Raw genomic sequence first — 23,581 nt, 5'->3', positions numbered from 1 at the left:
CGAACAGGCTAGGAGGCGTCGGTCGCGTGCGCGCCACCGGTGTGCGGAGCACGACGATGGTCGCCGCCATCGAGGTCCGTCTCCGTTCGTGCGGCGGGAGCGAGCGCGACGGCGATGGCGGTCGTGGCGGGCACGGCCAGCACGAGACCGACGGCCCCGATGAGCGTGCGGACGATCTCCTGCCCGATCTGCTCGGTGGTGATGAACTGCATGAGGTCCTGGCGATAGACGGTGAGCAGCAGCAGGACGGTCATGGCCGACCCGGCATAGGCGAACACCAGCGTGTAGACGCTCGACGCGATGTGATCGCGGCCGATGCGCATGGCGGATGTGAACAGCTGCGCCGGCCCCGCGCTGGGCTGGAGCCCGCGCATCTCCCACACCGCCGACGCCTGTGTGACGGTGACGTCATTGAGCACGCCGAGCCCCGCGATGACCATCGTCGCGGCGACCACCCCGGACAGGCTCATGCCCGGGGCGCTGGCGACGAGCAGATGGTCGTCCTCGCTGCCCACACCGGTCAGATGGGCCCAGTTGGTGGCCCAGGCTCCGGCGACCGCGGTGAAGCCCACCCCGAACAGGGTGCCGAGCAATGCCGCAGTGGTGCGGATCGACACCCCGTGGGCGAGATACAGCACCACCAACATGATGACGACCGACCCGACCACCGCGATCGCGAGCGCCGGCTTGCCGGCGAGCAGGGCGGGCAGGATGAACTGCAGAAGCACCAGCATGGCCACACCGATGCCGAGCAGGCCGAACAGGCCGCGCCAGCGCGCGATCGCCACCACGAGGATCGCGAAGACCGCGGCCATGATGAGGAGCTGGTTGCCGCGCTGGTAGTCGTAGAACTGGAAGACGACCTCCTGCTCCGGTGGAGCGTCGCGGATGAGCTGGACCGCATCGCCGTCGTTCATGCCCGCCCCGACGTAGCGCGTCGGATCGAGGGTGAACTCGGCGTCCTCACCGTCCTCGGTGGTGGCGGTGATCTGCGCGCAGTCGCCCTCGACCATCGGGGTGTTGTCCGGCCCGATGCCGGTGCTGCCGCAGTCGAAGGGCTCGACGCCGGTCACGGTGGCGTCGACGAGCGAGACGCCGGGGTTCGAGAGGGGCCCCGCGCCGGTGGGGATGTCGTCGCTGCTCGGCCAGAGCAGGACCATCCCGAGCACCGAGACGATCGCGACGATGCCGACGACGACCGCCAATGCGCCGGCGAGCCGGGGACGACGAGGTTCCTCGAACGAGTGCGCGTGCGAATGTGCCACGATGACAGAGTGCCATGCGACGACGACACTGCACCCGAACACCTCCCCGGCGGTTCCGGCGGAGTCTGGAAAGTCGGCCGCACCGTGCGGCGTCCCACGGGTCCGTGGACGCCGGCGGTCCACGAGCTGCTGAACTGGCTGAGCCGTGAGGGGCTCGGCGGGATCCCGCATGTCGGCGGCATCGACGAGGACGGCCGCGAGATCGTCTCCTATATCGAGGGCCGCGGCGTCCCGGTCGATGACGAGGTGGTGCTCGACGAGGTCCTGGTCGAGGCTGCCACCTGGCTGCGCGACTTCCACGACATCGCCGAGGGGTTCCGGCCGGAGGGCCCACGCACGTGGCGGCAGGCCGGCGAGGTCGAGCTCGAGCCGGGGCAGATCATCTGCCACAACGATCCCGGGGCCTACAACTGGATCATCCAGAGCGGGCACTTCGTCGCGATGATCGACTGGGACCTCGCGGGGCCCGGTGAGCCGATCGACGATCTCGCCTTCCTGTGCTGGACGGGCATCCCGCTCTACCGCGAGATCCCGGTGGAGGACGCGGCCCGCCGCATCGACCTCGTCGTCGACGCATACGGCGAGTGGGGGCCGATGACCCTGCTCGATGCGGTGGTCCGCCGGATGACCACCGCGACCGAGCGCATCGCCGCGGGGATCGAGCGCGGCGATCCGGGCATGCTCAACCTGCAGCGCAAGGGAGAGCCCCAGCGGACCCGCGACCGCGTCGCGGCCTTCGAGGCGCGGCTGCCCGCCATTCGCGACGCCCTCGGCTGAGCGACCCGCCGAAGGCACCCTAGCGTGACCTGGGTCACGTTAGGGTGAGGCATGGATTCGGCGCTCACCACGATCGGACTCCCGATCGCCCTGGGCATCATCATGTTCGGGCTGGGCCTGTCCTTGACCGTGCAGGACTTCCGCGACGTCCGCCGGGAGCCGAAGGCGGTCGTGGTCGCTCTGCTCTGCCAACTGCTCGTGCTGCCGGTCGTGTGCTTCGGTCTCGTGCTCCTGCTCGACCTGCCGCCGCTCCTCGCCGTGGGCATGATGCTGCTCTCCGCGTCCCCCGGAGGCACCAGCGCCAATCTCTACAGTCATCTGTTCCGCGGCGATGTCGCGCTCAACGTGTCCCTGACGGCGGTCAACTCGGTGCTGGCGATCGTCACGCTGCCGCTCATCACCAATCTGTCGATCGCCTATTTCGGGCTCGGCGACTCGGTCGACCTGCAGTTCCGGAAGGTCGTCGAGGTCTTCGCCGTGGTGCTCGGGCCGGTGGTGCTCGGCATGATCGTCCGTTCGCGCTGGCCGGATTTCGCTGCCCGCATGGATCGTCCGGTCCGCACCGCCTCGGCGCTGATCCTGCTCATCCTGGTGCTCGGCGTGCTGCTCGACCAACGTGAGCACGTCCTCGACTACCTCGGTCAGGTGGGCGTGGTGACTACGCTGTTCTGCCTGGCGAGCCTGCTGGTGGGCTTCTTCGTGCCGCGGGCCGTGGGCGTGACCGACCGCCAGGCGATCGCCTGCTCCTTCGAGATCGGCGTCCACAACGCCACGCTCGCGATCTATGTCGCGGTCGAGGTGCTCGGCAGCGTCGAGATGTCGGTCCCGGGGGCGGTGTACGGACTGCTGATGTTCGTCTACGCCGCCCTCTGGGGCCTCATGCTGACACGGTGGATCCTGCCGCGCCGAAGCGGGCAGCTGAGCGCGCCTTAGCCTTCTCGGCCTCGACGGCACGATCCTTGGGCGGGGCGGTGGTCACCAGCTCGTCGAGGAGATGTCGCGTCACGTGGGCGATCTCGTGGACGGCCCGGTCGAAGGCCTCCTGGTTGGCCCTCGAGGGCTTGGTGCTGCCGCTGATCTTGCGGACGTACTGCAGGGCAGCGGCGTCGACCTCGTCGTCAGTGGCGGCTGGCTCGAAGTTGTGGAGGGTTCGGATGTTCCGGCACATGCCTCACTGTAGATCCACACGACGGTCCAGGGCGAGGTCGTCGAGGAACCGCTCGTCGTGGCTCACCACCAGGAGCGCGCCCTCATAGGACTCGAGCGCCTCCACGAGGTGACGAGCGCTGGCGAGGTCGAGGTTATTGGTCGGCTCGTCGAGGATGAGCAGTTGCGGCGCGGGCTCGGCCAGTAGCAGGCAGGCGAGGGTCGCACGCCAGCGCTCGCCACCGGAGAGCGTGTCCGTGAGTTGGTCGGCGGTCCGCCCCCGGAACAGGAACCGCGCGAGCTGGGACCGGACAGTGGTCAGGTCCGCCTCGGGGGCGAAGCGACGCACGTTGTCCACCACGGACATCCCGGGATCGAGGAGGCGCAGGTTCTGCGGGAGATAGCGCATCGGCACGAAGATCTCGCAGGTTCCTTCGGTCGCCCGATCGGTGCCGATGAGGACGCGCAGCAGCGAGGTCTTCCCGATGCCGTTCGGCCCGGTCAGCGCGACGCGCTCGGGCCCGCGCAGATCGAGATCGAGGTGGGCCTCGCTGTGTTCCGCCCGGAGTCCCTCGGCCATGAGCACGCGCCGGCGCGACGGCACCCGGGTCGCGGGCAGGTCGACACTGATCTCACGGTCCTTGCGGACCTTGTCTTCGGCATCGTCGAGGGTCGAGCGGGCCTCGGTCAGCCGATCCTCGTGCAGGCCGCGCAGCCGTCCGGCGGTCACCTCGGCGCGCCGCTTGTACGTGTTCGCGATGATCGGCGGGATGTCTCGATTGTGCTGCTTGCCGTGGCGATCGCGCCGGGCCTGCTTGGTCTGTTGCTCGGCGAGCTCACGCTGCTGACGCCGGACATCCGAGGCCGCCGCCGCGACGGCGCGAGCGGCTGCCTCCTGCTCGACCTCGATCGCTGCCTCGTAGTCGCCGAAGCCGCCGCCGAACCAGCGCAGCTCGCCCTCGCGCAGCTCGGCGATGTCGTCCACGCGTTCCAGCAGCTCGCGATCGTGGCTGACGACGACCAGGGTGCCGGCGAAGCCGTCGACCACAGCGTAGAGACGCTCACGCGCCCGGCGGTCGAGGTTGTTGGTGGGCTCGTCGAGCAACAGCACCGAGGGCCGGCGCAGCAGCAGCGCCGTCAGGCTGAGCAGGACGAGTTCGCCCCCGGACAGCGAGCCCACGGACCGGTCGAGGCCGAGGTGGTCCAGTCCGACGCGACCGAGCGTGGCCTCGAGCCGTTCGGCGATATCCCAGTCGTCGCCGACGGCGTCGAAGTGGGCCGGATCGACCGATCCAGCCTCGATCGCGGCGATGGCCGCGATCGTCGTATCGACGCGGAGAAGCTCGGCCACGCTCCGCCCAGGATCCGCCGCGGGGTCCTGGGGCAGATAGGCGAGCTCGCCGTCGGCCTGCACGTGACCGGAGGTCGGGGACAGGTCCCCGGCCAGCAGTCGCAACAGGGTCGACTTGCCCGATCCGTTGCGGCCGATGAGGCCGTGGCGGCCGGGGCCGATCGCGAGGTCGAGATTCGCGACGACGGGAGTGCCGTCGGGCCAGACGAAGGTGAGATGGGTGGCGGTAAGGGAGATGGGGCGCATGGGCATCCTCGAAGGGTCCAGAGAGAAAAAGGGGACGCGAGGAGACGCTGCGCGGTGATGAACCGGTCGTGAGCAGAGGTCGACGAGGGCGCCGGCGGATCGCGGCGCAGGTCTCGGACCTAGAGCTTCACGGTGATGGATACCTCGTGATCGGGAACGGTTCGCCGACAGTCTAGTGGATTGCGGCAGAGGTGGGAAACCGCCGGTTACTGTGAGCCGATGTCATCTCGTCGACGCCATTGGCTCGCCTTCTGGGGAGCACTGCTGCTCTGGTCGGGGCTTGCCTGCACCGCCCTGTTCGCGGCCGCCGCCGTCTGGCTGCTCGTCGACGGATCCCAGCCCTCCTGGATCATCCTCGCGGTGACGGTGCCCATGGGCCTCGTCGGCTGGTGGCTGATCCGCCGCAGCGGCGTACCGGTCGGCGAGGCGCTCAATCTCTGAGCCGTCGGGCGGGCGCAGGCGCGGTTCACCGAGGAGACATCCAAGGTTCGCGAGGGCGTAGGCCGGTGTCCGAGGCGGGGTCGCCGGGGCTCGCCAGAGTGAGGTCGTTCTTTGCCGACCCACCTCTCTCTAGGAGCACTTTCCGTGTTGTCCCAACGACGTGCCGCGGCCCTGGCGGCCGCGGCGGTCCTCATGGCACTGGTGCCGAGCGTGGCAGTCGCCACGCCGGCCGAGCCCCCGCCGCCACCGTCCATCGAGCTTCCTCCACCGGCACCGGCAGCCCCGCTGTCGGGAGTCCTCGTCAGCGAGGTCGCCTCCGGCGGGCCCGGTTCGGCGGAGAACTTCATCGAGATCACCAACTACGGAACGGCTCCCACGGACGTGTCGGGCTGGAAGATCTTCCGCTGTGGCCAGACCGGCGACGGTTACGGCCCGCAGGCGGTCATCCCCGACGGCACGATGCTCGCTCCGGGGGAGCAGTTCACCGCCGTGCGGGAGGGCGGAGACCTCGATGACGGCCGCACCGGCGACATGACGTACTCGACGAGTCTGCATTCCTTCGGCTTCGGCGCCTTCCTGCAGGACGCGCGGGGTCGCACCCTCGACCGCGTCGGCTTCTATCACGAGAACATCGACAGCGACTGCCGCAATCCGGTGAGCCTGCAGCACCAGGCGAGCTGGGCGCACAGCCAGTCCCATCAGCGGGTCGGCCTCAGCGGCGATGTCACGAAGGACTGGATCGTCGCGGGCCGGACGCCGGGTGAGAAGAACGCCACGGAGTGGGAGGACATCACCACCGACGGCGACATCGTCATCAGCGAATACGCACCGGGCGGACCGGCCGGCTACAGCGATGACTTCATCGAGCTCGCCAATGCCGGCGATCGTCCCGCCGACATCAGCGGCTGGAAGGTCTGGCGCTGCGGCGACAACGCGCAGACGTACGCACAGTCCCATGGACTGCCCGAGGGAACCGTGCTCGAACCGGGGGAGGTCTTCACGCTCGGCCGGTCCGGCTCGCCGACACCCGCGGATCTCCGCTATTCGACCAGCGTGCACTGGATCAACTCCGGGGCGATGGTTCTGACCCCCGATGAGCGCATCGTCGATCGTTTCAGCATGTACGCGGACCGGGTCTCACCGTGCACCGATGGCACCGCGAAGGCGATGGACCTCTCGGTCCTCGACGGCGAGAGCTACCAGCGGGTCGGACGTACCGGTGACAATGCCGAGGACTTCCGCGCCGCGCAGCGCACCCCCGGCGAGTGGCCGGCACCCGAGGAGCTCACCGATGTCGAGATCGCCGACTCGCCGCACGCGGGCTCGCTGCAGATCACCGAGATCGCCGGCAGCGGCCCCGCAGGAAACAGCGACGAGTTCGTCGAGCTGACGAATCTCGGTCAGGATCCCGTCGACCTCACCGGATGGAGGCTCCACCGCTGCGAGGGCACCGGCCGCATGGCCCCCGATCCGCAGGTCGCCGACCTCGGACGCACCCTCGCCCCCGGTGAGACCTTCGTCGCCGCGCACCGATCCTCGACCATCGAAAACCCCGACGCGACCTACCGGACCGGCCTCAACGAGGCCGACGGATACGGAGCCGTGGTCTTCGACGCCGAGGGGGCCCGCGTCGACGGGGTCGGGGTCTACGACACCGTCCGGCAGGACCACTGCGGACGCGGGCTGACCGCTCAGAACAATCTCAAGGCCGACACCGGCGAGACCTATCAGCGTGCTCGTTCGACCGGCGGGAGCTACGACGACTTCGTCAAGGCCGAGCGCAGTCCGGGTGAGTACGTCGATCACGCCTGGCACGATCCGGCGACACCGCGGGCGGGCCAGCTCGATCCCGCTACCGTCGAGCGCTCCTACCGTCCGGGGACCCCGGTCACCACGGCGGACGGTTCCGAGCCGCACGAGGACGGCACCCTGCGGACCGCGGTCCGGACCGAGCACGCGACCAGCGCCGAGCTCGAAGTCAGCTTCCGGTCGGCCACACCGGTCGCTCTCGACTCCGCGGCGACGCGCATCTGGGCCGGCACGACCGGCGAGGTCCCGCCGCCGGCCCGGGAGATCGACGGTGAACGGCAGCTGGCACCGACCGATGCGCTGGTGACCGAGGGCGGCACCGGCGACTATCCCTTCCAGCGCTTCGAGATCGCGGTCGAGGAGGTGCCGGTCGAGGGGATCGAAGTGGTCTGGAACGGCCGCACACAGGACCGCAACGAGATCCAGCTGTACGGATGGAATCCGTCCGCTGAGCAATGGGAGCTGGTCACCGCGGGCGAGCCCTCCGCCGACGGCGATGTGGCACTCATCGGCCGCATCCCCGAGGCGATGGTGACCGAGGACCGCGCGGACATCCTGGTGATCGACGGGCCCCGTACCAAGGGCGGCCTGTTCGACGAGGTGAGCGTGACCGACGGTGCCTTCGCCGATCCCGGCATCTACGATGCGGCGATCAACCACATGACCGACACCCAGTTCTATTCCGAGGGCTTCGTGGGGGTCTTCACCGACATGGTCGCGTGGGTCGTCGCGAATGCCGATGCCCGCAAGATCGCCTACAACTCGCTGACCGGCGACATCATCGAGAACTGGATCGGCGGCAACGCCGATCCGGTGCGTGCCCGCCGCGAGTTCGATGACGCATCGCGCATCGTGGGACTGATGAACACCGCCGGGGTGCCGAATGGCGTGCTCCCGGGCAATCACGACAACCTGTGGGGACGCAACAACGACCTCTACAACGAGTACTTCGGCCCCGGGATGTTCGAGGGCCAGCCGTGGTGGGGCAATAGCTGGCGTCCGGGCGACAACAGCGCGCACTACGACTGGTTCGAACACGACGGCACGAAGTTCCTCGTCGTGAACCTGCCCTACCGGCCGTCGGACGAGCAGATGTCCTGGGCCTCCGCGGTCGCGCGGGCCAACCCGTCGTACAACGTGGTCCTCGCGACGCACTCGTATCTCTACACCGACGGGACGGTCGAGGATGTCGATCGGCGCCACACCGCGCGAGGGCGTGCCATCTGGGACACCGTCGTGGCACCGAATGACAACGTGTTCCTCGTCATCGGCGGGCACTACCACGGTGTCGCGACCAATCTGGCCGATCCGGTGACCGGCGACCGGGTCGACGTGACGGAGCTGAACGAGTCCACGGTCGTCGTCGACGGAGTCGGTCAGGGCAAGCGACGTGTGGTGGAGATGTTGGCGGACTACCAGGGCTACCGCTCCACCCAGCCCGAGGCGCGCAGCGACCTCCACGACCGCGACACCGGGTTCCAGCGGCTGCTGCAACTGGATCTCGATGCGGGTCTCATGGGTGTCAACGCCTACTCGCCCACCCTGGACAGCTTCGAGGCATGGAAGTACGACGAGCCGGACTTCCGTGGCGAGAGCGCGCGCTACGGCCCTGAGGACGACGAGTTCGTCGTGCAGCTGTCGTTGACGCGGTCGACCTCGTTCTCGACCACGAACTGGATCGTCCAGGGCACCTCGAGCGAGGAGAGCCGCGAGAAGGCCCGGGCCGGCGAGATCGTGGAACATGTCTGGGAGCCGGAGCAGGCCGGCCTGAACTGGTATGCGGTCAGCTCGGTCTCCGAGCGCCAGAGCGAAGGGATCTCGGCCCTCGACGCCCGCGAGCGCGCCGCCGAGGGTGCGCTGCTGGAGGAGCGGGTCGAGGAACAGATCGTGCCGATGGCCCAGGCCGATCCGTATCCGGCTCAGCGGTCGGAGCTTCCGGCGCCCCCGCAGGAGTCCGAGCCCGAGGCGGCACCGGAGCCGGAGGCGGTTCCCGAGCCCGAGGTGACGCCGGAACCGGAGCCGTCCCCGGAGGCGTCGGCCGAGGAGGCGGAACCCGCACCGCAGGAGACGCCGCGGGAGTCTCAGGAGACGTCCGCTTCGCCGGCCGAGGACGAGCCGTCGTCACCGGACGAGTCGGTCGACGGTCGGATGCGGGCGCTCGTCGAGCCTGCCGCCGCGGCGGGACCGATCGTGGCCACCGTTCCGGTGCTCCTGGGCGCCCAGGGCGAGCCGGGACCGCCGGTCGATCCGGGCGTGCCCGGCGAGCCCGGCGGGCCAGACGATCCAGGACAGGACCCGGGTACGTCGGTACCAGGGGGTCCCGGTGGTGCCGGCAAGCCTCCAGCCGCGGACGACACGGCCGCCGCCGATCGTCCGAGCCGGTCGGGGGACCGGAAGGGCGTGAGCGGGCTGCTGCCGGGCACCGGCAGCCCCGTGGGTCCGCTGCTGATCGCGCTGGGACTGGGTGTTTTGGGCTTGGGTGCCGTGGGCTGCGGTGCCTGGGCCTGGCGCCGGCGACAGGCCTGAGCGAGACGGTGGGGGGGCGGGGCGACGAGGTCGCTCCGCCCCGACCGCGCGTCTCCTACCATCTGGAACATGACCGATCGTCCCGCTCGCGCCCGTGAACTCGGCCTCGAACCACATCCGGAGGGCGGTTGGTTCCGCCAGACCTGGAGGAGCGAGGTCGAGGTGACCGTGTCGGACGGCCGTGTGCGGCCGACCGCCACCCTGATCTGGTTCCTGCTGCCGCCGGGCGAGTCGTCGGCCTGGCACCGGGTCGCCTCCGATGAGATCTGGCTCGCCCACGATGGCATCGTCGAGCTGCAGTTCGGTGGCGACGGTGATCAGCCGGTGGCCGGCGAGGTGGCCCGGGTATCGACCTCGGAGGACACGCAGGTGCTCGTGCCGGCCGGGGTCTGGCAGCGGACGCTGCCGGGGACGACTGAGGCCCTGGTCAGCTGCCTGGTCTCGCCCGGATTCGATTTTGACGACTTCGAGCTGGCATGACCGAGATCTGGTTCGACGAGCGTGACGACGCCGATGTCTTCATCGCGGGCCTCGATCGGGACGTGGAGCTCCGCCGGGTCGGGTTCGCGGGGGAGGAGGACGACGAGGACCATGCCTGGGTCGTCGTCCTCGACGATCCCGATGCCGACACGATGGGGCGCGCCGACGAGCTCGGCGGCTGGGTGCCGCAGGGCGAGAGCCCGAGTGCGCCTGCCGCGCCCCTCGACCTCCCCGCTGCTCCCCGGCGCCTCAAGAACCCCTGACCCGACCGTTGGGCGGTGACTTACGCACCTCTCACGCGAAGGAGCGGTGGACTACGCACGTCTCGCCGTTGTTGAGAGGTGCGTAGACCACCGCCCACGGGACGGAGACGTGCCTAGCTCACCGCTCCCGGGTGAGGTGGGTGCGCAGGAAGTCGACCTGCAGCAGCTTGAGATTCTCGGCGACCGTCTCCTGCGGGGTCATGTGGGTGACACCGGACAGCGGCAGCGCCGTGTGCGGCTTGCCGGCCGCGAGCAGGGCCGAACTGAGCCGCAAGGTGTGCGCCGCCACGACATTGTCATCGGCGAGGCCGTGGATGAGCATGAGCGGACGCTCCAGCCGGTCGGCCAGGGGCAGCAGCGAGTTGGCGTCGTAGACCTCGGGCTGTGTCGACGGATCGCCGAGGTAGCGCTCGGTATAACAGGTGTCGTACAGCCGCCACTCGGTGACCGGGGCCCCGGCGACCGCGGCATGGAAGACATCGGGCCGCGCCAGCACGGCCAGTGCTGACAGGTAGCCGCCGTAGGACCAGCCGGTGATGCCCACCCGGGACGCGTCCACCCGCTCGCCGTAACGCTCGGCCACAGCGTGCACCGCATCGACCTGGTCGGCGAGGGTCACCTCGGCGAAGGAGTCGAGGATCGCCCGGTCCCACTCGTGGCCGCGGCCACCGGTGCCGCGGCCGTCGGCGACCACGACGCAGAAGCCCTGATCAGCGAGCCACTGGGCTTCGAGGAACATCCGGGCCGAGGCCATGACCCGCTGCGCGTGGGGTCCGCCGTAGGGGTCCATCAGGATCGGCAGCGGCGAGCCGTCGTGCTCGCGGGGGAAGAGGACGGCGGCGCGCAGCTCCCGCTCCCCGAGCCGCACGAGCTCGACCTCGGGATGGAAGGGCGGCTGCTCCATCACCACCTCGAGGCGCCCGGGCGTGTCGTCCCCGGCATGCACGAGCACCTCGGGCACCGACGAGGCCAGCGTCGCGCGGGTGATGACGGTAGTGGGGCCGCCCGCGACCGCCCCGTGGACGCCCTGCCCCTCGGTCAGGGGCGTCGCCGAGCCGTCGTAGCCGAATCGCACGACCTGCACCTCGGTCGGCTCCTGGGAGGCGGTGGCGATGACGGCATCGTCGTAGACGCCCACCAGGCCCCGGATCTGCCAGGAGACATCGCTGATCGCCTCGCCGTCGACGACGATGCGCCGCCGGTCCTCCCGGTCCTCGGCCCAGACCAGCCGGCCGACGGGCCCGTACTGGGGCGTGATCGTCAGATCGACCCAGGCATCGTCGCTCAGCTCCGTGAGCACCGTCGTCGCGCCGGTCTCGACGTCGACCGAGAGGATCTGGCTGCGGCGCTGGTCGCGGCTCAGTACCTGGAGCACCGGGCTGCCGTGCTCGGTCCAGGAGACCCGGCCGAGGTACTCGAAGGCTTCGCGGTCCCACTGGATCTCGGTGCGTGAGCCGTCCAGGGACACGTGCCACAGGGTCACGTCGGCATTGACGGTGCCCGCCGCCGGATACCGCTGCTGGACGCCGGGGCGTTCGGGATGCTCGGGATCGCCGATGTGCCAGACCGGCACGGGGGCGTCGTCGGAGCGCTCGACCAGCAGGGAGCCGCCGTCGGGCGCCCACCAGAAGCCGCGGTAGCGCTCCATCTCCTCGGCGGCGATGAACTCGGCCTGCCCCCAGGTCTGCGTGGGTGACTCGGGCTCGGCGAGGGCCCGGTCGTCCTCGCCGTCGACCCCGATGACCCGCAGCGCTCCCTCAGAGGCGTAGGCGATGCGGCGTCCGGTCGGATCCAGGCGCGGATCGATGACGGAGCCGTGCGCGGGGAGCTCGCGGGTCGACCGGGCGCCGAGATGGGTCGCCCAGAGCCGTCCGGACAGGGGGAAGCACAGCCAGCGGCCGGTCGCGTCGACGTCGTAGCCGACGACGCCGGCGGCCGACTCGCGGCTGCGCTCACGTCGCGACCTCTCCTCCGCCGAGAGCTGCTCGCCGCCCTCACCGAGCAGGGCGGCCGGGTCGACCAGGAGGCTCTCGGTCTGCGTCGCGACGTCGTACTCCCAGATCTGGCCGGTGCGGGTGATGCCGTCGGGCGTGCGGACGAAGCGCACGGTCCGGCCGTCCGGCGCGACCGTCAGGTTGCGGGGGACCCCGAGGGTGAAGCGGACGGTGCGAGCGGCCAGGCGCGGATACGAGACGGTCATGCCCCCATCCTCGCGCATCGTCCCTCACTCGTTGAGTGGGATGTTCGGACGGCTGATTCCCGGTTTCTGCCGTCCAAACGTCCCACTCAACGGGTGGGGGAGTGCTGGGTACTCTGGGGTCCATGTCGCTGCCCGATCGCCGCCTGCTCCTCGTCCACGCCCATCCCGACGACGAGTCCATCAACAACGGGGCGACGATGGCCAGATACGTCTCCGAAGGGGCACACGTCACCCTGGTGACGTGCACGCTCGGCGAGGAGGGCGAGATCCTCACTCCCGATATCGCGCACTACGCGGCCGACGCCGAGGACCGCCTCGGAGAGCACCGGATCGGCGAGCTCGCCGAGGCGATGAAGGAACTCGGCGTCACCGACCATCGCTTCCTCGGCGGACCCGGCCGGTTCCGCGACTCGGGCATGGTCTGGGGCGAGGACGGCAATGCCGCGGCCGGTGAGAACGTGCGCCCGGATGCCTTCTGGGCCGCCGACCTCACCGAGGCCGCCAATCTGCTGGTCGAGGTGATCCGCGAGGTCCGGCCGCAGGTGCTCGTCACCTATGACGAGTTCGGCAACTACGGCCACCCCGATCACATCCAGGCCCATCGTGTGGCCATGTACGCCGCCCAGCTCGCCGGAACGCGCTCCTACCGCCGCGATCTCGGTGCCCGCTGGGAGATCGACAAGATCTACTGGACCGCGATGTCGGCCTCGCACATGCGCGAGGGTCTGATCGCCTTGCGCGAGAGCGGCGACACGGCCTTCGAGGACTGGGATCCCGATCAGATGCCGCCCTTCGCCCTCGCCGATGCCGACCTCGACGCCCGTATCGACGGCAACCGCTGGGTCGACGCCAAGCTGGACGCCATGCGGGCGCACGCCTCGCAGATCGCCGTCGACGGCCCCTTCTTCGCCCTCTCCAATAACCTCGGCAACCAGGTGTGGGGCACCGAGTTCTACCGCCTGGCCGTGGGCGAGCGCGGTCCGGTGGGCGAGGACGGGTTCGAGGACGATCTCTTCGCGGGCATCGGATGATCGGTCGCGCCGTCGCCGCCGGTCTCGGTGCGTGGGCCGGCGCGATCGGCGTGGTGGTGCACCGCCAGCGAGACGACCTGGTCGAGATGACGCTGCCGTGGGGCGTGCTCCTCGCCTGGGCGCTCCTGCTGGTGGCGGCGCTGGCGGCTGCCGACCTGGCTCCGCTCGGGTCGGCCTGGGCCGGCGGCGCGTGGACCCTCGTGGTGCTGGGCGTGCAGCTCGGACGCGATGTCTGGATCCAGGGCGATGCGCTGGGATGGAGCTTCCTCGGCGGCGGCCTGCTGATCGCCGCCGTCGTCACCGGGTGGACGGCGTACCGGACGTCAGGTTCCACGCCTTAGGCTGGGTGGCGTGTCCACACCGGTCGACCCCACCGCGTTCCGCGGCGCTCTCTCGCGATTCGCCAGCGGCGTGACGGTGATCTCGACGGTGGTCGACGGCGTCGATCACGCGATGACCGCGAGCGCGTTCACCTCGGTATCGCTCGATCCGCCGCTGGTGCTCGTCTGCGTCGACCAACGCAACCGCTTCCACGAGGCCGTCACGCAGGCCAGGGTGTGGGGCGTCTCGATCCTCGCGGAGGAGGGACGCGACGACTCCGCCTGGTTCGCGCATCGGGGCCGGGAGCTGGACACCCAGTTCGAGGAGGTCAAGCACCATCGCGGCTCGACAGGCGTCGTGCTGCTCGATGCCTCACTCGCCTGGCTGGAGTGCGAGACGGCGGAAACGACGGTCACGGGGGACCATACGATCCTCTTCGGACGGGTCGTAGATGCCCGTGTCAACGAGGGCCCGGACGATCCGTTGCTCTATTATCGCTCCCACTACGGCACGATCGTGCGATCCTCGGAGTCGGAGAAGTCGGTCTACGGAGGACCCCAGTGACGAAGAAGACCACGACCACCGCCTCGACGAAACGTCGCCGCCGGTGGCCCTGGTGGACGCTCGGGGGCGTGTTCGCTCTCCTCGCCGCCCTCTACATCGCCGGCTACTTCCTCACCGGCTCCCGTATGCCCGCCAACACCACCGTCGCGCAGGTCGATGTCGGGGGCAAGACGCCCAGCGACGCCGTGGCCGCCCTGGAGGAGGGCACGGCCGATCGGATCGACGCCCCCATCATCGTCTCGCGCGGCGAACAGAGCTTCGAGCTCGTCCCGGCCGATATCGGCCTCGAGTTCGACGCGGAGGCCAGCATCGAGCGCGCCGGGGGCGGTCGTTCCTGGGATCCGCGACGCATGGTGGGCCTGATCTTCGGCGATCGCGATTACCACCCTGTCCTCACGGTCGACGACGATCAGCTGGCCAGTGCGGTCGACACGATCGCCGAGACCGTCGATCAGCCGGTCGTCGAGGCGTTCATCTCCTTCCCCGAAGGGGCGCCCGAGCCGCGTGAGCCCGAGGCCGGCGAGCTGGTCGAACACGAGCCGTTGGCCGAGGCGATCCGCACCTCCTATCTGATGAGCGACGATCCGGTCGAGATCCCGGTCGAGACCGTCGAGCCGCAGGTCGACAGCGAGGGACTCGCCGAGGCGATGTCCACGATCGCCGAGCCCGCGGTCAGCGGCCCGGTCATCCTGAATGTCGGCGAGCAGTCGATCGAGCTGCCGGTCACGGCGTACACGCCGGCGCTCACCGTCGAGGTCGAGGACGGCACGATGGCGGCCAAGATCGACGAGGAGGCGCTGGCCGAGCCGTTGACCGACTCCACGACCGGAATCGGGGAGAAGGCCGTCGACGCGGTGATCTCCATCGAGAACGACACCCCCGTGATCACGCCCAGCCAGCCCGGTCTCGGCCTCGATCCGGCGACGATGGCCGCGGAGCTCCTGCCCGTCATCACCGAGGAGGGAGAAGCCCGGGCGATCACGGTCGAGGCCACTCCCGTCGATCCCCAGTTCACCACCGAGGATGCCGAGGCGCTCGGGATCACCGAGAAGATCTCGACCTTCAGCACCAACTATCCGCATGCGGACTACCGGAACATCAATCAGGGCCGCGCGGCGGAGATCATCAACGGCACGCTGCTGAAGCCCGGCGAGACCTTCAGCTTCAACGACACCGTCGGCGAGCGGACGGTCGCGAACGGCTTCGCGGTCGGCACGGTCATCAACGGCGGCGTGTTCCGCGAGGAGATGGGCGGAGGCGTCTCGCAGGTCGTGACCACCACCTACAACGCCGCCTTCTTCGCCGGGCTGGAGGATGTCGAGCATCACCCGCACGCCTTCTACATCGACCGCTATCCGGTCGGCCGCGAGGCGACCGTCTACTACGGCTCGCTGGACCTGCGCTTCAAGAACTCGCTCGACAACGGCGTGTTGATCCGCTCCTATATCTCCCCGAGCGGTCCGGGCGGACAAGGCACGATGACCGTCGAGATGTGGGGCACCAAGCAGTTCGACATCGAGGCCGGTGAGTCGCCGCGACGCAACTTCCGCCAGCCCGGCACCCGTTACGACGACACGGGCGCGTGTGTCCCGCAGGCACCGACCCAGGGCTTCGACATCGACATCATCCGGATCTTCCGCCAGAACGGCCAGGAAGTGAACCGGGAGTCGGTCACCGCGAACTACCAGGCCGCCGATCGGGTGGTCTGCGGTCCGCAGCCCGGGGGCGACGACTGACGATCGTCAGGACGGCGGCCGCAGGTAGGCGTACGCGTGGTGCGTCGTGAAGCCCAGAGGCGCGTAGAGCGCGAGCGCTGGGGCGTTGTCCTCCATGACCTGCAGATAGGCCTTGTCGGCACCCCGTTCGGCGGCCCAGGCGAGACAGCCGAGCACGAGCCTCCTGGCGAGTCCGCGCCTCCGGTGGCCGGGCTCCACCTCGAGCGCGGTCAGTCCCGCCCAGGTCCCGGTCACCACGACACGGGCGATGGCGACCTCGTCGAGCGTCGCGAAGGCGACCCGGTCCGGCCCCTCGAGCACGGCGCGAGCGGTCGTCGGATCCTCGACGCGGCCGTAACGACTCAGCCAGGCATCGCTCGCCGTGGAGGCGAACTCGATATCACGGTCGGCCGCGACCGCGCCGATATCGGCCACCTGGACGATGGCGCCCGGGCGGGGGCCGTCCGTGCGCTCCCATCCGGCCGCGGCGAACCGTCGCTCCCACAGTGAGCCGAGGACGACCTGTGCCCGCGGGGCGATCCTGTGACGCTCGGCGAACCGGACCACGGCCGACAGCGCCTCGGAGAGCTCGACTCCGGGATCGCCGTGCACGGCCGCGGAATTGGCACGCCCGGTGAATCCGCCCGCCGCGCGCAGCTCCCAGTCGCCGAGGGGCTCGCTCACGACGGCCGGCCAGCCCCGCGAGGTGATCCGCGTCAACGCGTCGGCATCGATCGCCACGGCCGGCTGACGTCGGCGCGGGCGGAGGGGCACGATACGCGCGGCGACGATCCGGTCGGTCCGGAGCTTCGTCCGGCTGCCGTCACGGCGCTCGAGGACCACGCTGTCCGCCTCGACGGCCACGAGCACGCCGATCGTGTCGGTGGCCTCCGGGCCTCCGCTGGGACCCTGACCCCCTGTGAGACTGCGCACACTGAGGCGCTGCCCGATCTGCTCGCGTCCGAGGGAGTTCCGCACGGAGCCCACGATGACAGGTCGGCCCATGTCCCCGGCGGGTATCCATAAGGTGGACCTGCGCTGCGGGGGCGGTGGCGTCCGCGCGATACTGGTGGGGACTGTTCCGAAGGAGTTTCCGTGACTTACGTGATTGCCCAGCCGTGTGTCGACCTCAAGGACCGTGCCTGTGTGGACGAGTGTCCTGTCGACTGCATCTACGAGGGCAACCGCATGCTCTACATCCACCCCGACGAGTGTGTCGACTGCGGTGCCTGCGAGCCGGTGTGCCCGGTCGAGGCCATCTTCTACGAGGACGACACGCCGGAGGAGTGGAAGGAGTACTACGACGCGAACGTGCACTTCTTCGACAAGCTCGGTTCGCCCGGTGGAGCGGCCAAGATGGGCGTGATCGACGACGATCACCCGTTCATCGAGGCACTGCCCCCGCAGAATCAGGACTGATCGCGCGGTGCCCGCACCGGTCTCCTCGCGCTTCCCGGACTTCCCCTGGGACACGATCCTCGACGCCAAGGCGGCTGCCGGCGCGCATCCGGGCGGGATCGTCGACCTCTCGGTCGGCACTCCGGTCGACGACACGCCGCGGATCGCTCAGGACGCGCTGCGTGCGGCCTCGAACTCACCGGGATATCCCACCGTCCTGGGCCCGGAGTCCCTGCGGCAGGCGGCGGTGGACTGGCTGGAGCGTCGCTTCGCGATCACCGGGGTGACACCCGATGCCGTGCTGCCGACCGTCGGCTCCAAGGAGCTCATCGGCAATCTGCCGATGCAGCTGGGCTTCGGCCCCGGCGACACCGTGGCCTTCCCGAGCCTCGCGTACCCGACTTACGAGGTGGGCGCGCGGTACGCGGGCTGCACGCCGGTCGCGGCGGACAGCACCGTGGCCTTCGGGCCGTCGGCGCCGCAACTGCTGTACCTCAACTCTCCGGCCAACCCGCACGGACAGGTACTCGGCGCCGATCACCTGCGCAAGGTCGTCGAGTGGTGTCGTGAGCGCGGCACGCTGCTGGTCAGCGACGAGTGCTACCTGGAGTTCGTCTGGGAGGGCGAGCCCGCGTCGATCCTGCACCCGGAGATCAACGGAGGATCGCTCGACGGTCTTCTGGCCGTGCACTCGCTGTCCAAGCGGTCGAACCTGGCGGGCTATCGCGATGCCTTCGTCGTGGGAGACCGGGGGATCGTCGCCGAACTGCTGACGCTGCGCAAGCATCTCGGCTTCATGCTGCCGCGGCCGGTGGCGGTGGCGATGGAGGCGGCCCTCGGCGACGACGCCCACGTCGACGAGCAGCGTGCGCGCTATGCCGCCCGCCGTGGCGTGCTGCGCGCGGCGCTGGAGGGCGCGGGCTTCGAGATCTCTCATTCGGAGGGCTCGCTGTACCTGTGGGCGACCCGCGGCGAATCGTGCCGGAGCACTGTGGAGTGGCTCGCCGAGCGCGGCATCCTCGTCGCACCGGGCGACTTCTACGGCCCGGCGGGTGGCCAGCACGTGCGGGTCGCCTTCACGGCGACCGACGAGCGAGTCGCCGCCGCCGCCGAACGCCTCGCCTGAGCTCGGCCTGCCGGCTGTTTGGGGGGGGGCGAGCCTGACCGAGGGTGGTCGTCTCCGATGCAGCCGTGGTGGTTGGTGGCTCACCGCGATGTGGTCAGGCCGCTGCGCGGTAGTGGTCAACCGTCGACGCCGAGGATCGATCGTCGAGAGCCCCGGTGGTGGACCGGGAGGCGTCTGTCGTCCTCCTCGGTGTGCCGTGCTGAGGCTCCTCGCGGGTCGAGGACGGCGATTTCGATGCGATCGGCGACGAGAGCGCCGGGGGCACCGATCGTGGACGGCGGCAGCCTGCGCGAGACCGCGACCGTGCCTACCGTGGAGACATGGCACATCTCAGTGACGAGCATCTGAAGGCGGCTCAGGCCGTGGTCGAGCGGGTCGGCGCGTACCAGGAGTCGGCTCCCGATCGGGACACGGCGAAGGAACTCCGCGATGGGTTGGACGAGGCCGGCGTGTCGTTGAGTGATGATGACCTCGCGAAGCTGGTCGACGCGATCGACGACCGTGGCGTCGTCGACGTGTCGGAGGTGCTCGGCTAGCGCCCCGCGCCCGGCTATGCCGGTCGTCGTTCCGGACGATAGGGTCGAGACTGCCCCTGACGACGACCGAAAGGACGCCCATGGCTGCGCCCGCCGCCGTGACCGTAGATCGACTCAGCAAGCATTTCGGGCAGGTGAAGGCGGTCGATGACCTCTCCTTCGCGGTGCGACCGGGGGCGGTGACCGGCTTCCTCGGTCCGAACGGCGCCGGCAAGACCACGACGCTGCGGATGCTGTTGGGTCTGATGCGACCCACCTCGGGTCGCGCCCTCATCGGCGACCAGACCTACACCGAGCTGCGCCATCCCGCGCAGACCGTCGGGGCGACGCTCGAGGCGTCGTCCTTCCATCCCGGTCGTTCCGGGCTGGACCACCTGCGCATGTACGCGCCGCAGGTCGGCGTGCCGGACTCCCGCTGCGATGAGCTGCTCGAGCTCGTCGGCCTCGCCGAAGCGAAGAAGCGGCGGGTCGGCGGCTACTCGATGGGCATGCGTCAGCGGCTCGCGCTGGCGTACGCCATGCTCGGCGATCCGTCGGTCGTCATCCTCGACGAGCCCGCCAACGGCCTCGACCCGCAGGGCATCGTCTGGCTCCGCCAGCTGTTGCGCGCCTTCGCCGACGAGGGCAAGACCGTGCTGGTCTCCAGCCACGTGCTGAGCGAGGTGCAGAGCACGGTCGACGATGTCGTCATCGTGGCGAAGGGACGGCTCGTGCACGAGTCGAGTCTGGCCGGTCTGCGCGATCTCACCGAGACCACGACCGAGATCGTCACCCCGACTCCCGATCGGCTGCGCGACCTCGCGCAGCGCCGGGAGTGGAACCTCGAGGAGGCCCCGGGCGCGCTGCGCATCCACGGCGTCGACGAGGCTACGATCGGCGCCGCGGCCTTTGCCGACGGCATCGAGCTGCACCGCTTGGCCGATGTCGGTGTCGGCCTGGAGGAGGTCTTCTTGAGACTCACCGGAGAGCCGACGCAGGGGGTGGGGGCATGACCGCGGCTATTCGCAGTGAGTTCCGCAAGTTCCTGTCCACCCGCATGTGGTGGATCCTCGCGCTGGGCATGTTCGCCTATCTGGCCTTCATCGGCCTGGTCATGGCCTTCAGCTTCGCCCAGGCCAGCTCCATGTCGCAGCAGGACCTGGCCGAGGCGGCCGAGTCCGGTGCCGTGCTGCCTCTCGGCGTCGATGCCGCGAAGATGGCCTATTCGGTCACCAGCCCGCTCGGCTATGTGTTCCCGCTGATCATCGGCAGCCTGCTGTTCACCAACGAGTTCCGTCACAAGACGATCACGCCGACGCTGCTCGTCGAGCCGCGCCGGACGCTGCTCGTCGTCGCCAAGCTCATCGTGGCGGCGATCTTCGGTCTCGCGATCGGCCTGCTCGCCACCCTCGGCACCGTCGCCGGCGCCGCGCCGATCCTGTCCCTGCTCGGTGACGGCGCCTATCTCGGGTCCGGGGCTGTCTGGCAACTGCTCGGATGGTCGGTCGTCGTGATGGCGATCTGGACGATCCTGGGGGTGTCGATCGGCGGTCTGCTGACCAATCAGGTGGCGGCGATCATCGTCATCATCGGCTTCACGCAGTTCATCGAGCCGATCGCCCGCGTCGTGGCGAGCGCTGTCGACTGGCTCGAGGGCATCGGCGCGTACCTGCCGGGGGCGGCGGCCGACGCGGTCCTCGGCACGAGCTTCTTCGGCACGATGGCCGAGGGTGACATGCTGCCTCGGTGGGCAGGCGTCCTCGTGCTGGCGGTCTACATCGCGATCTTCGCGGTCGGCTCCCGCCTGATCACCCTGCGCCGCGATATCGGCTGAGTCCGGCTAGATGACGACGGCCCGGCCCCCTGTGATCGGGGGCCGGGCCGTCGTTCTTGGTCGTCAGTTGGCGTGCAGTGCCGAGTTGAGCTCGACGGAGGTGCGGCCCTCGCGGGGGCGGGCCTCCAGGGTTCCGGTCTCGGAGTTGGTGAGGAAGAGGATGCCGTTCGAGCCCGACAGCTCGGCTCCCTTCACGACCGATCCGTCGGGCAGCGTGACCTTGCTGCCGGCGGTCACATAGGTGCCGGCCGCCACGACGCAGTCGTCGCCGAGTGAGATGCCGATGCCGGAGTTGGCGCCGAGCAGGCAGCCCTCGCCGACGCTGATGGTCTCCTTGCCGCCTCCGGAGAGCGTGCCCATGATGGACGCGCCGCCGCCCACATCCGAGCCATCGCCCACGACGACACCGGCCGAGATACGTCCCTCCACCATCGCGGTGCCGAGCGTTCCGGCGTTGAAGTTGACGAAGCCCTCGTGCATCACGGTGGTGCCTGTGGCGAGGTGTGCCCCGAGACGGACTCGGTCGGCGTCGCCGATGCGCACGCCGGTCGGCACGACGTAGTCGGTCATGCGGGGGAACTTGTCGATGCTGGTGACGCTGACATGGTGTCCGGCGGCGCGTGCGCGAGCCCGGGTCAGCTCGAAGCCGTCCACGGCGCACGGTCCGAGATTCGTCCAGACGACATTGGCGAGCAGGCCGAAGATGCCGTCGAGGTTCTGGCCGTGCGGGCGCACGAGACGATGCGAGAGCAGGTGCAGTCGCAGGTAGACGTCGTAGGCGTCCTGGGGGGCGGCCTGCAGGTCGTCGATCTGTGTGAAGACCACCGCGCGGGTGACCTGGCGGATCTCGTCGTCGCCCGCGGCTCGAGCCAGGTCATCGGGCTCGCTCAGCGAGTCCGATGCCGCGCCGAGCTGCGGCTCGGGGTACCAGACGTCGAGGACGGTGCCGTCGGGGGTCACGGTGGCGAGGCCGTAGCCGAACGCGCCGGGATGCTCGGGAGTCGTCATGGCCCCAATCTATCGGGCCGTTCGGTGCACGTTGTGCCGGGTTCTGGCCCTCCTACGGCGCCGGAAAGGGCCAGAACCCGGCACAAGTCGGGAGATCAGACGGCGCCGGCGAAATCGTGCTGGCGCCAGGCTTCATAGACCGCGATCGAGGCGCAGTTGGCGAGATTCATCGAGCGGCGCGAGGCGAGCATCGGCAGGCGCAGCTGGTCGGTGACGCGTGGGTCGACGAGGACCTCGGCTGGCAGGCCGGTGGGCTCGGGCCCGAACATCAGGACGTCACCGGGCACGTAGTCGATATCGGTGTGGCGGGTCGTGGCCTGCGTGGTGAAGGCGAAGAGCCGAGCTGGCAGGAGCTGATCGAGGGCGGCGTCGAGGGTCTCGTGCACCGTCACCACGGCGAGATCGTGGTAGTCCAGGCCGGCGCGCTTGAGCTTGGTGTCCTCGAAGTCGAACAGCGGGTCGACCAGGTGCAGTTCGGAGCCCGTGGCGGCCGCGAGACGGATCGCATTGCCGGTATTGCCCGCGATACGCGGCTCGAAGAACAGGATGCGGAACACCCCGGCAGCCTACGCCTCGAGCCGGGCGATCCGTCGCGGCAGGATGCGCCGCTCCCATTCGGCGTAGGCGAGGAGGCCTGCGTAGAGGGGCACAGCGAGCCACAGGACGGGGGAGTCGTCGATGGCAGAGATCACGGTGAGGATGAGGAGGGCTCCGAAGCAGATGCGGTAGAGCCAGGCGGCGCGGTCGTCGTACCAGCGAAGGCGGCGCCGGGCCGCGGCCAGCGTGGCCTTGCGCATGACGGGATCGGTGGGGACGTCACCGCGGGTGACGGCCCTCGTCACTCGGCGTCGTTGGCGGAAGGTGAGCTCGTCCGCACCGTCATCCTCCTGGACACGGAACTCGCGGAGCTGCAGGAGCCCGAGGAGCACACCGAAGACGAGGCCGGCGACGACTCCCGAGACCACGGCTCGCGCTGCCGTCTGGCCGTCGACGATGCCTGACCAGGCGGCGAAGAAGACGCCGAAGAGGGCCCCGGTGATGGCCGACCAGAGGAGACTCTGACGTGTCGACCAGCGCATGTCTCGACCCTAAGCCAATCGGGCGATGGTGTCCGGTTGACGCGGCGGCTCAGGGTCGGCGGTACGTCATCAACGTTATCGCCAGGCGATGAGGTTGATGGCCTACCGCCGCTCGGGTGCCGGTGACAGGACTCGAACCTGCACGTCCGAAGACACAGGAACCTAAATCCTGCGTGTCTACCAGTTCCACCACACCGGCCCGGACCCAAGGATAGGCGAAAGCGGTACGTGAGGGTGCGAGTGGTGCAATCTCGACCGCGAGTGGTGGGGGGGGGGGGGGGGGGGCGGGGGGGGGGGGGGGGGGGGGGGCCCGCGCGCGGGGCGGGGGGGGGGGGGGGGGGGCGGGGGGGGGGGGGCGCCCCCCGGGGGGGGGGGGGGGGGGGGGGGGGGGGGCCCCCCCGGCCCCCCCCCCCCGACCGCGCGTCTCCTACCATCTGGAACATGACCGATCGTCCCGCTCGCGCCCGTGAACTCGGCCTCGAACCA

The 23,581-nt window shown here is 69.8% G+C and carries 23 protein-coding genes and 1 tRNA gene; 15 read left to right on the top strand and 9 right to left on the bottom strand.

Annotation, left to right across the window (positions count from 1 at the left end; translation table 11 throughout):
* Positions 1-8: 8 nt before the first annotated feature.
* On the bottom strand, positions 9-1,265 hold the full coding sequence (locus JL108_RS20575) for a YibE/F family protein (protein ID WP_205199746.1): 1,257 nt from the start codon (positions 1,263-1,265) through the stop codon (positions 9-11).
* Between the two features lie 9 nt (positions 1,266-1,274).
* Here JL108_RS20575 and JL108_RS19450 point away from each other — a divergent pair, with 9 nt between their 5' ends.
* Positions 1,275-2,042 (top strand): phosphotransferase, encoded by a 768-nt coding sequence (locus tag JL108_RS19450; protein ID WP_240191532.1) that lies wholly within the window; start codon positions 1,275-1,277, stop codon positions 2,040-2,042.
* 51 nt (positions 2,043-2,093) lie between these two features.
* Positions 2,094-2,975: a bile acid:sodium symporter family protein gene (locus JL108_RS19445; protein WP_205199745.1), complete on the top strand. Its 882-nt coding sequence runs from the start codon at positions 2,094-2,096 to the stop codon at positions 2,973-2,975.
* Here the strand turns inward: JL108_RS19445 and JL108_RS19440 are convergent.
* Together JL108_RS19440 and JL108_RS19435 are read right to left on the bottom strand one after the other, a co-directional pair.
* Positions 2,920-3,210: a DUF2277 domain-containing protein gene (locus JL108_RS19440; protein ID WP_205199744.1), complete on the bottom strand. Its 291-nt coding sequence runs from the start codon at positions 3,208-3,210 to the stop codon at positions 2,920-2,922. The two genes, JL108_RS19445 and JL108_RS19440, sit on opposite strands and share 56 nt — an antisense overlap.
* A gap of 3 nt (positions 3,211-3,213) precedes the next feature.
* On the bottom strand, positions 3,214-4,791 hold the full coding sequence (locus JL108_RS19435) for an ABC-F family ATP-binding cassette domain-containing protein (RefSeq protein WP_240191531.1): 1,578 nt from the start codon (positions 4,789-4,791) through the stop codon (positions 3,214-3,216).
* 213 nt (positions 4,792-5,004) lie between these two features.
* Between JL108_RS19435 and JL108_RS19430 the strand changes: the two genes are divergently transcribed.
* The 4 genes from JL108_RS19430 to JL108_RS19415 all read left to right on the top strand — a co-directional run bounded on the left by JL108_RS19430 (position 5,005) and on the right by JL108_RS19415 (position 10,304).
* A complete protein-coding gene (locus JL108_RS19430; protein ID WP_205199743.1) occupies positions 5,005-5,226 on the top strand; it encodes a hypothetical protein in 222 nt (73 codons plus the stop codon).
* 144 nt (positions 5,227-5,370) lie between these two features.
* The gene (locus tag JL108_RS19425) at positions 5,371-9,561 is read left to right on the top strand and encodes a lamin tail domain-containing protein (protein WP_205199742.1); all 4,191 of its coding nucleotides are present in this window, start codon (positions 5,371-5,373) and stop codon (positions 9,559-9,561) included.
* A 69-nt stretch (positions 9,562-9,630) separates the two neighbouring features.
* A complete protein-coding gene (locus tag JL108_RS19420) occupies positions 9,631-10,041 on the top strand; it encodes a cupin domain-containing protein (protein WP_205199741.1) in 411 nt (136 codons plus the stop codon).
* Positions 10,038-10,304 (top strand): hypothetical protein, encoded by a 267-nt coding sequence (locus JL108_RS19415; protein ID WP_205199740.1) that lies wholly within the window; start codon positions 10,038-10,040, stop codon positions 10,302-10,304. The genes JL108_RS19420 and JL108_RS19415 overlap by 4 nt, the downstream gene beginning before the upstream one ends.
* Before the next feature lie 118 nt (positions 10,305-10,422).
* Here the strand turns inward: JL108_RS19415 and JL108_RS19410 are convergent, their stop codons facing one another.
* On the bottom strand, positions 10,423-12,504 hold the full coding sequence (locus JL108_RS19410) for a prolyl oligopeptidase family serine peptidase (RefSeq protein ID WP_205199739.1): 2,082 nt from the start codon (positions 12,502-12,504) through the stop codon (positions 10,423-10,425).
* Positions 12,505-12,626: 122 nt separating this feature from the next.
* On the opposite strand from JL108_RS19410, the gene mshB reads away from it, so the two are divergent.
* From mshB to JL108_RS20570, 4 genes are read left to right on the top strand one after another with little or no spacing between them, the layout of a single operon-like run.
* Positions 12,627-13,535, top strand: coding sequence for an N-acetyl-1-D-myo-inositol-2-amino-2-deoxy-alpha-D-glucopyranoside deacetylase (gene mshB, locus JL108_RS19405; protein ID WP_205199738.1), 909 nt, complete (start codon positions 12,627-12,629; stop codon positions 13,533-13,535).
* Complete coding sequence (locus tag JL108_RS19400) at positions 13,532-13,876, top strand: hypothetical protein (protein WP_205199737.1); 345 nt, start codon at positions 13,532-13,534, stop codon at positions 13,874-13,876. Before mshB ends, JL108_RS19400 begins: the two co-directional genes overlap by 4 nt.
* A gap of 10 nt (positions 13,877-13,886) precedes the next feature.
* Positions 13,887-14,420: a flavin reductase family protein gene (locus JL108_RS19395; RefSeq protein WP_221933805.1), complete on the top strand. Its 534-nt coding sequence runs from the start codon at positions 13,887-13,889 to the stop codon at positions 14,418-14,420.
* The gene (locus tag JL108_RS20570) at positions 14,417-16,156 is read left to right on the top strand and encodes a VanW family protein (RefSeq protein ID WP_205199736.1); all 1,740 of its coding nucleotides are present in this window, start codon (positions 14,417-14,419) and stop codon (positions 16,154-16,156) included. The genes JL108_RS19395 and JL108_RS20570 overlap by 4 nt, the downstream gene beginning before the upstream one ends.
* A 6-nt stretch (positions 16,157-16,162) precedes the next feature.
* On the opposite strand, the gene JL108_RS19385 is transcribed toward JL108_RS20570, so the two are convergent.
* Positions 16,163-17,113, bottom strand: coding sequence for an N-acetyltransferase (locus tag JL108_RS19385; protein WP_205199735.1), 951 nt, complete (start codon positions 17,111-17,113; stop codon positions 16,163-16,165).
* A 117-nt stretch (positions 17,114-17,230) separates the two neighbouring features.
* Here JL108_RS19385 and fdxA point away from each other — a divergent pair, with 117 nt between their 5' ends.
* The 5 genes from fdxA (at position 17,231) to JL108_RS19360 (ending at position 21,008) form a co-directional block, all read left to right on the top strand.
* Positions 17,231-17,554, top strand: coding sequence for a ferredoxin (fdxA, locus tag JL108_RS19380; RefSeq protein ID WP_143914844.1), 324 nt, complete (start codon positions 17,231-17,233; stop codon positions 17,552-17,554).
* A 7-nt stretch (positions 17,555-17,561) separates the two neighbouring features.
* On the top strand, positions 17,562-18,659 hold the full coding sequence (dapC, locus tag JL108_RS19375) for a succinyldiaminopimelate transaminase (protein ID WP_143914845.1): 1,098 nt from the start codon (positions 17,562-17,564) through the stop codon (positions 18,657-18,659).
* Between the two features lie 320 nt (positions 18,660-18,979).
* Entirely contained in the window at positions 18,980-19,195 is a 216-nt protein-coding gene (locus JL108_RS19370) for a hypothetical protein (protein ID WP_205199734.1), read from the top strand.
* Between the two features lie 80 nt (positions 19,196-19,275).
* Positions 19,276-20,187, top strand: coding sequence for an ATP-binding cassette domain-containing protein (locus JL108_RS19365; RefSeq protein ID WP_143914847.1), 912 nt, complete (start codon positions 19,276-19,278; stop codon positions 20,185-20,187).
* A complete protein-coding gene (locus JL108_RS19360) occupies positions 20,184-21,008 on the top strand; it encodes an ABC transporter permease (RefSeq protein WP_143914848.1) in 825 nt (274 codons plus the stop codon). The genes JL108_RS19365 and JL108_RS19360 overlap by 4 nt, the downstream gene beginning before the upstream one ends.
* A 63-nt stretch (positions 21,009-21,071) precedes the next feature.
* Here JL108_RS19360 and dapD read toward each other — a convergent pair whose 3' ends face one another.
* The 4 genes from dapD to JL108_RS19340 form a co-directional block, all read right to left on the bottom strand.
* Positions 21,072-22,016, bottom strand: coding sequence for a 2,3,4,5-tetrahydropyridine-2,6-dicarboxylate N-succinyltransferase (dapD, locus tag JL108_RS19355; RefSeq protein WP_205199733.1), 945 nt, complete (start codon positions 22,014-22,016; stop codon positions 21,072-21,074).
* Between the two features lie 95 nt (positions 22,017-22,111).
* Complete coding sequence (locus tag JL108_RS19350) at positions 22,112-22,573, bottom strand: tRNA (cytidine(34)-2'-O)-methyltransferase (protein ID WP_143914850.1); 462 nt, start codon at positions 22,571-22,573, stop codon at positions 22,112-22,114.
* 9 nt (positions 22,574-22,582) lie between these two features.
* Positions 22,583-23,095, bottom strand: coding sequence for a hypothetical protein (locus JL108_RS19345; RefSeq protein ID WP_205199732.1), 513 nt, complete (start codon positions 23,093-23,095; stop codon positions 22,583-22,585).
* Positions 23,096-23,212: 117 nt separating this feature from the next.
* Positions 23,213-23,294, bottom strand: a tRNA-Leu gene (locus JL108_RS19340).
* Positions 23,295-23,581 lie beyond the last annotated feature (287 nt).

Origin of the sequence: Aeromicrobium sp. YIM 150415 (assembly GCF_016918125.1) — a bacterium.
GTDB lineage: Bacteria > Actinomycetota > Actinomycetes > Propionibacteriales > Nocardioidaceae > Aeromicrobium > Aeromicrobium piscarium.
The sequence above is the reverse complement of the archived record's forward strand: the minus strand, read 5'-3'. Positions and strand labels throughout refer to the sequence as shown.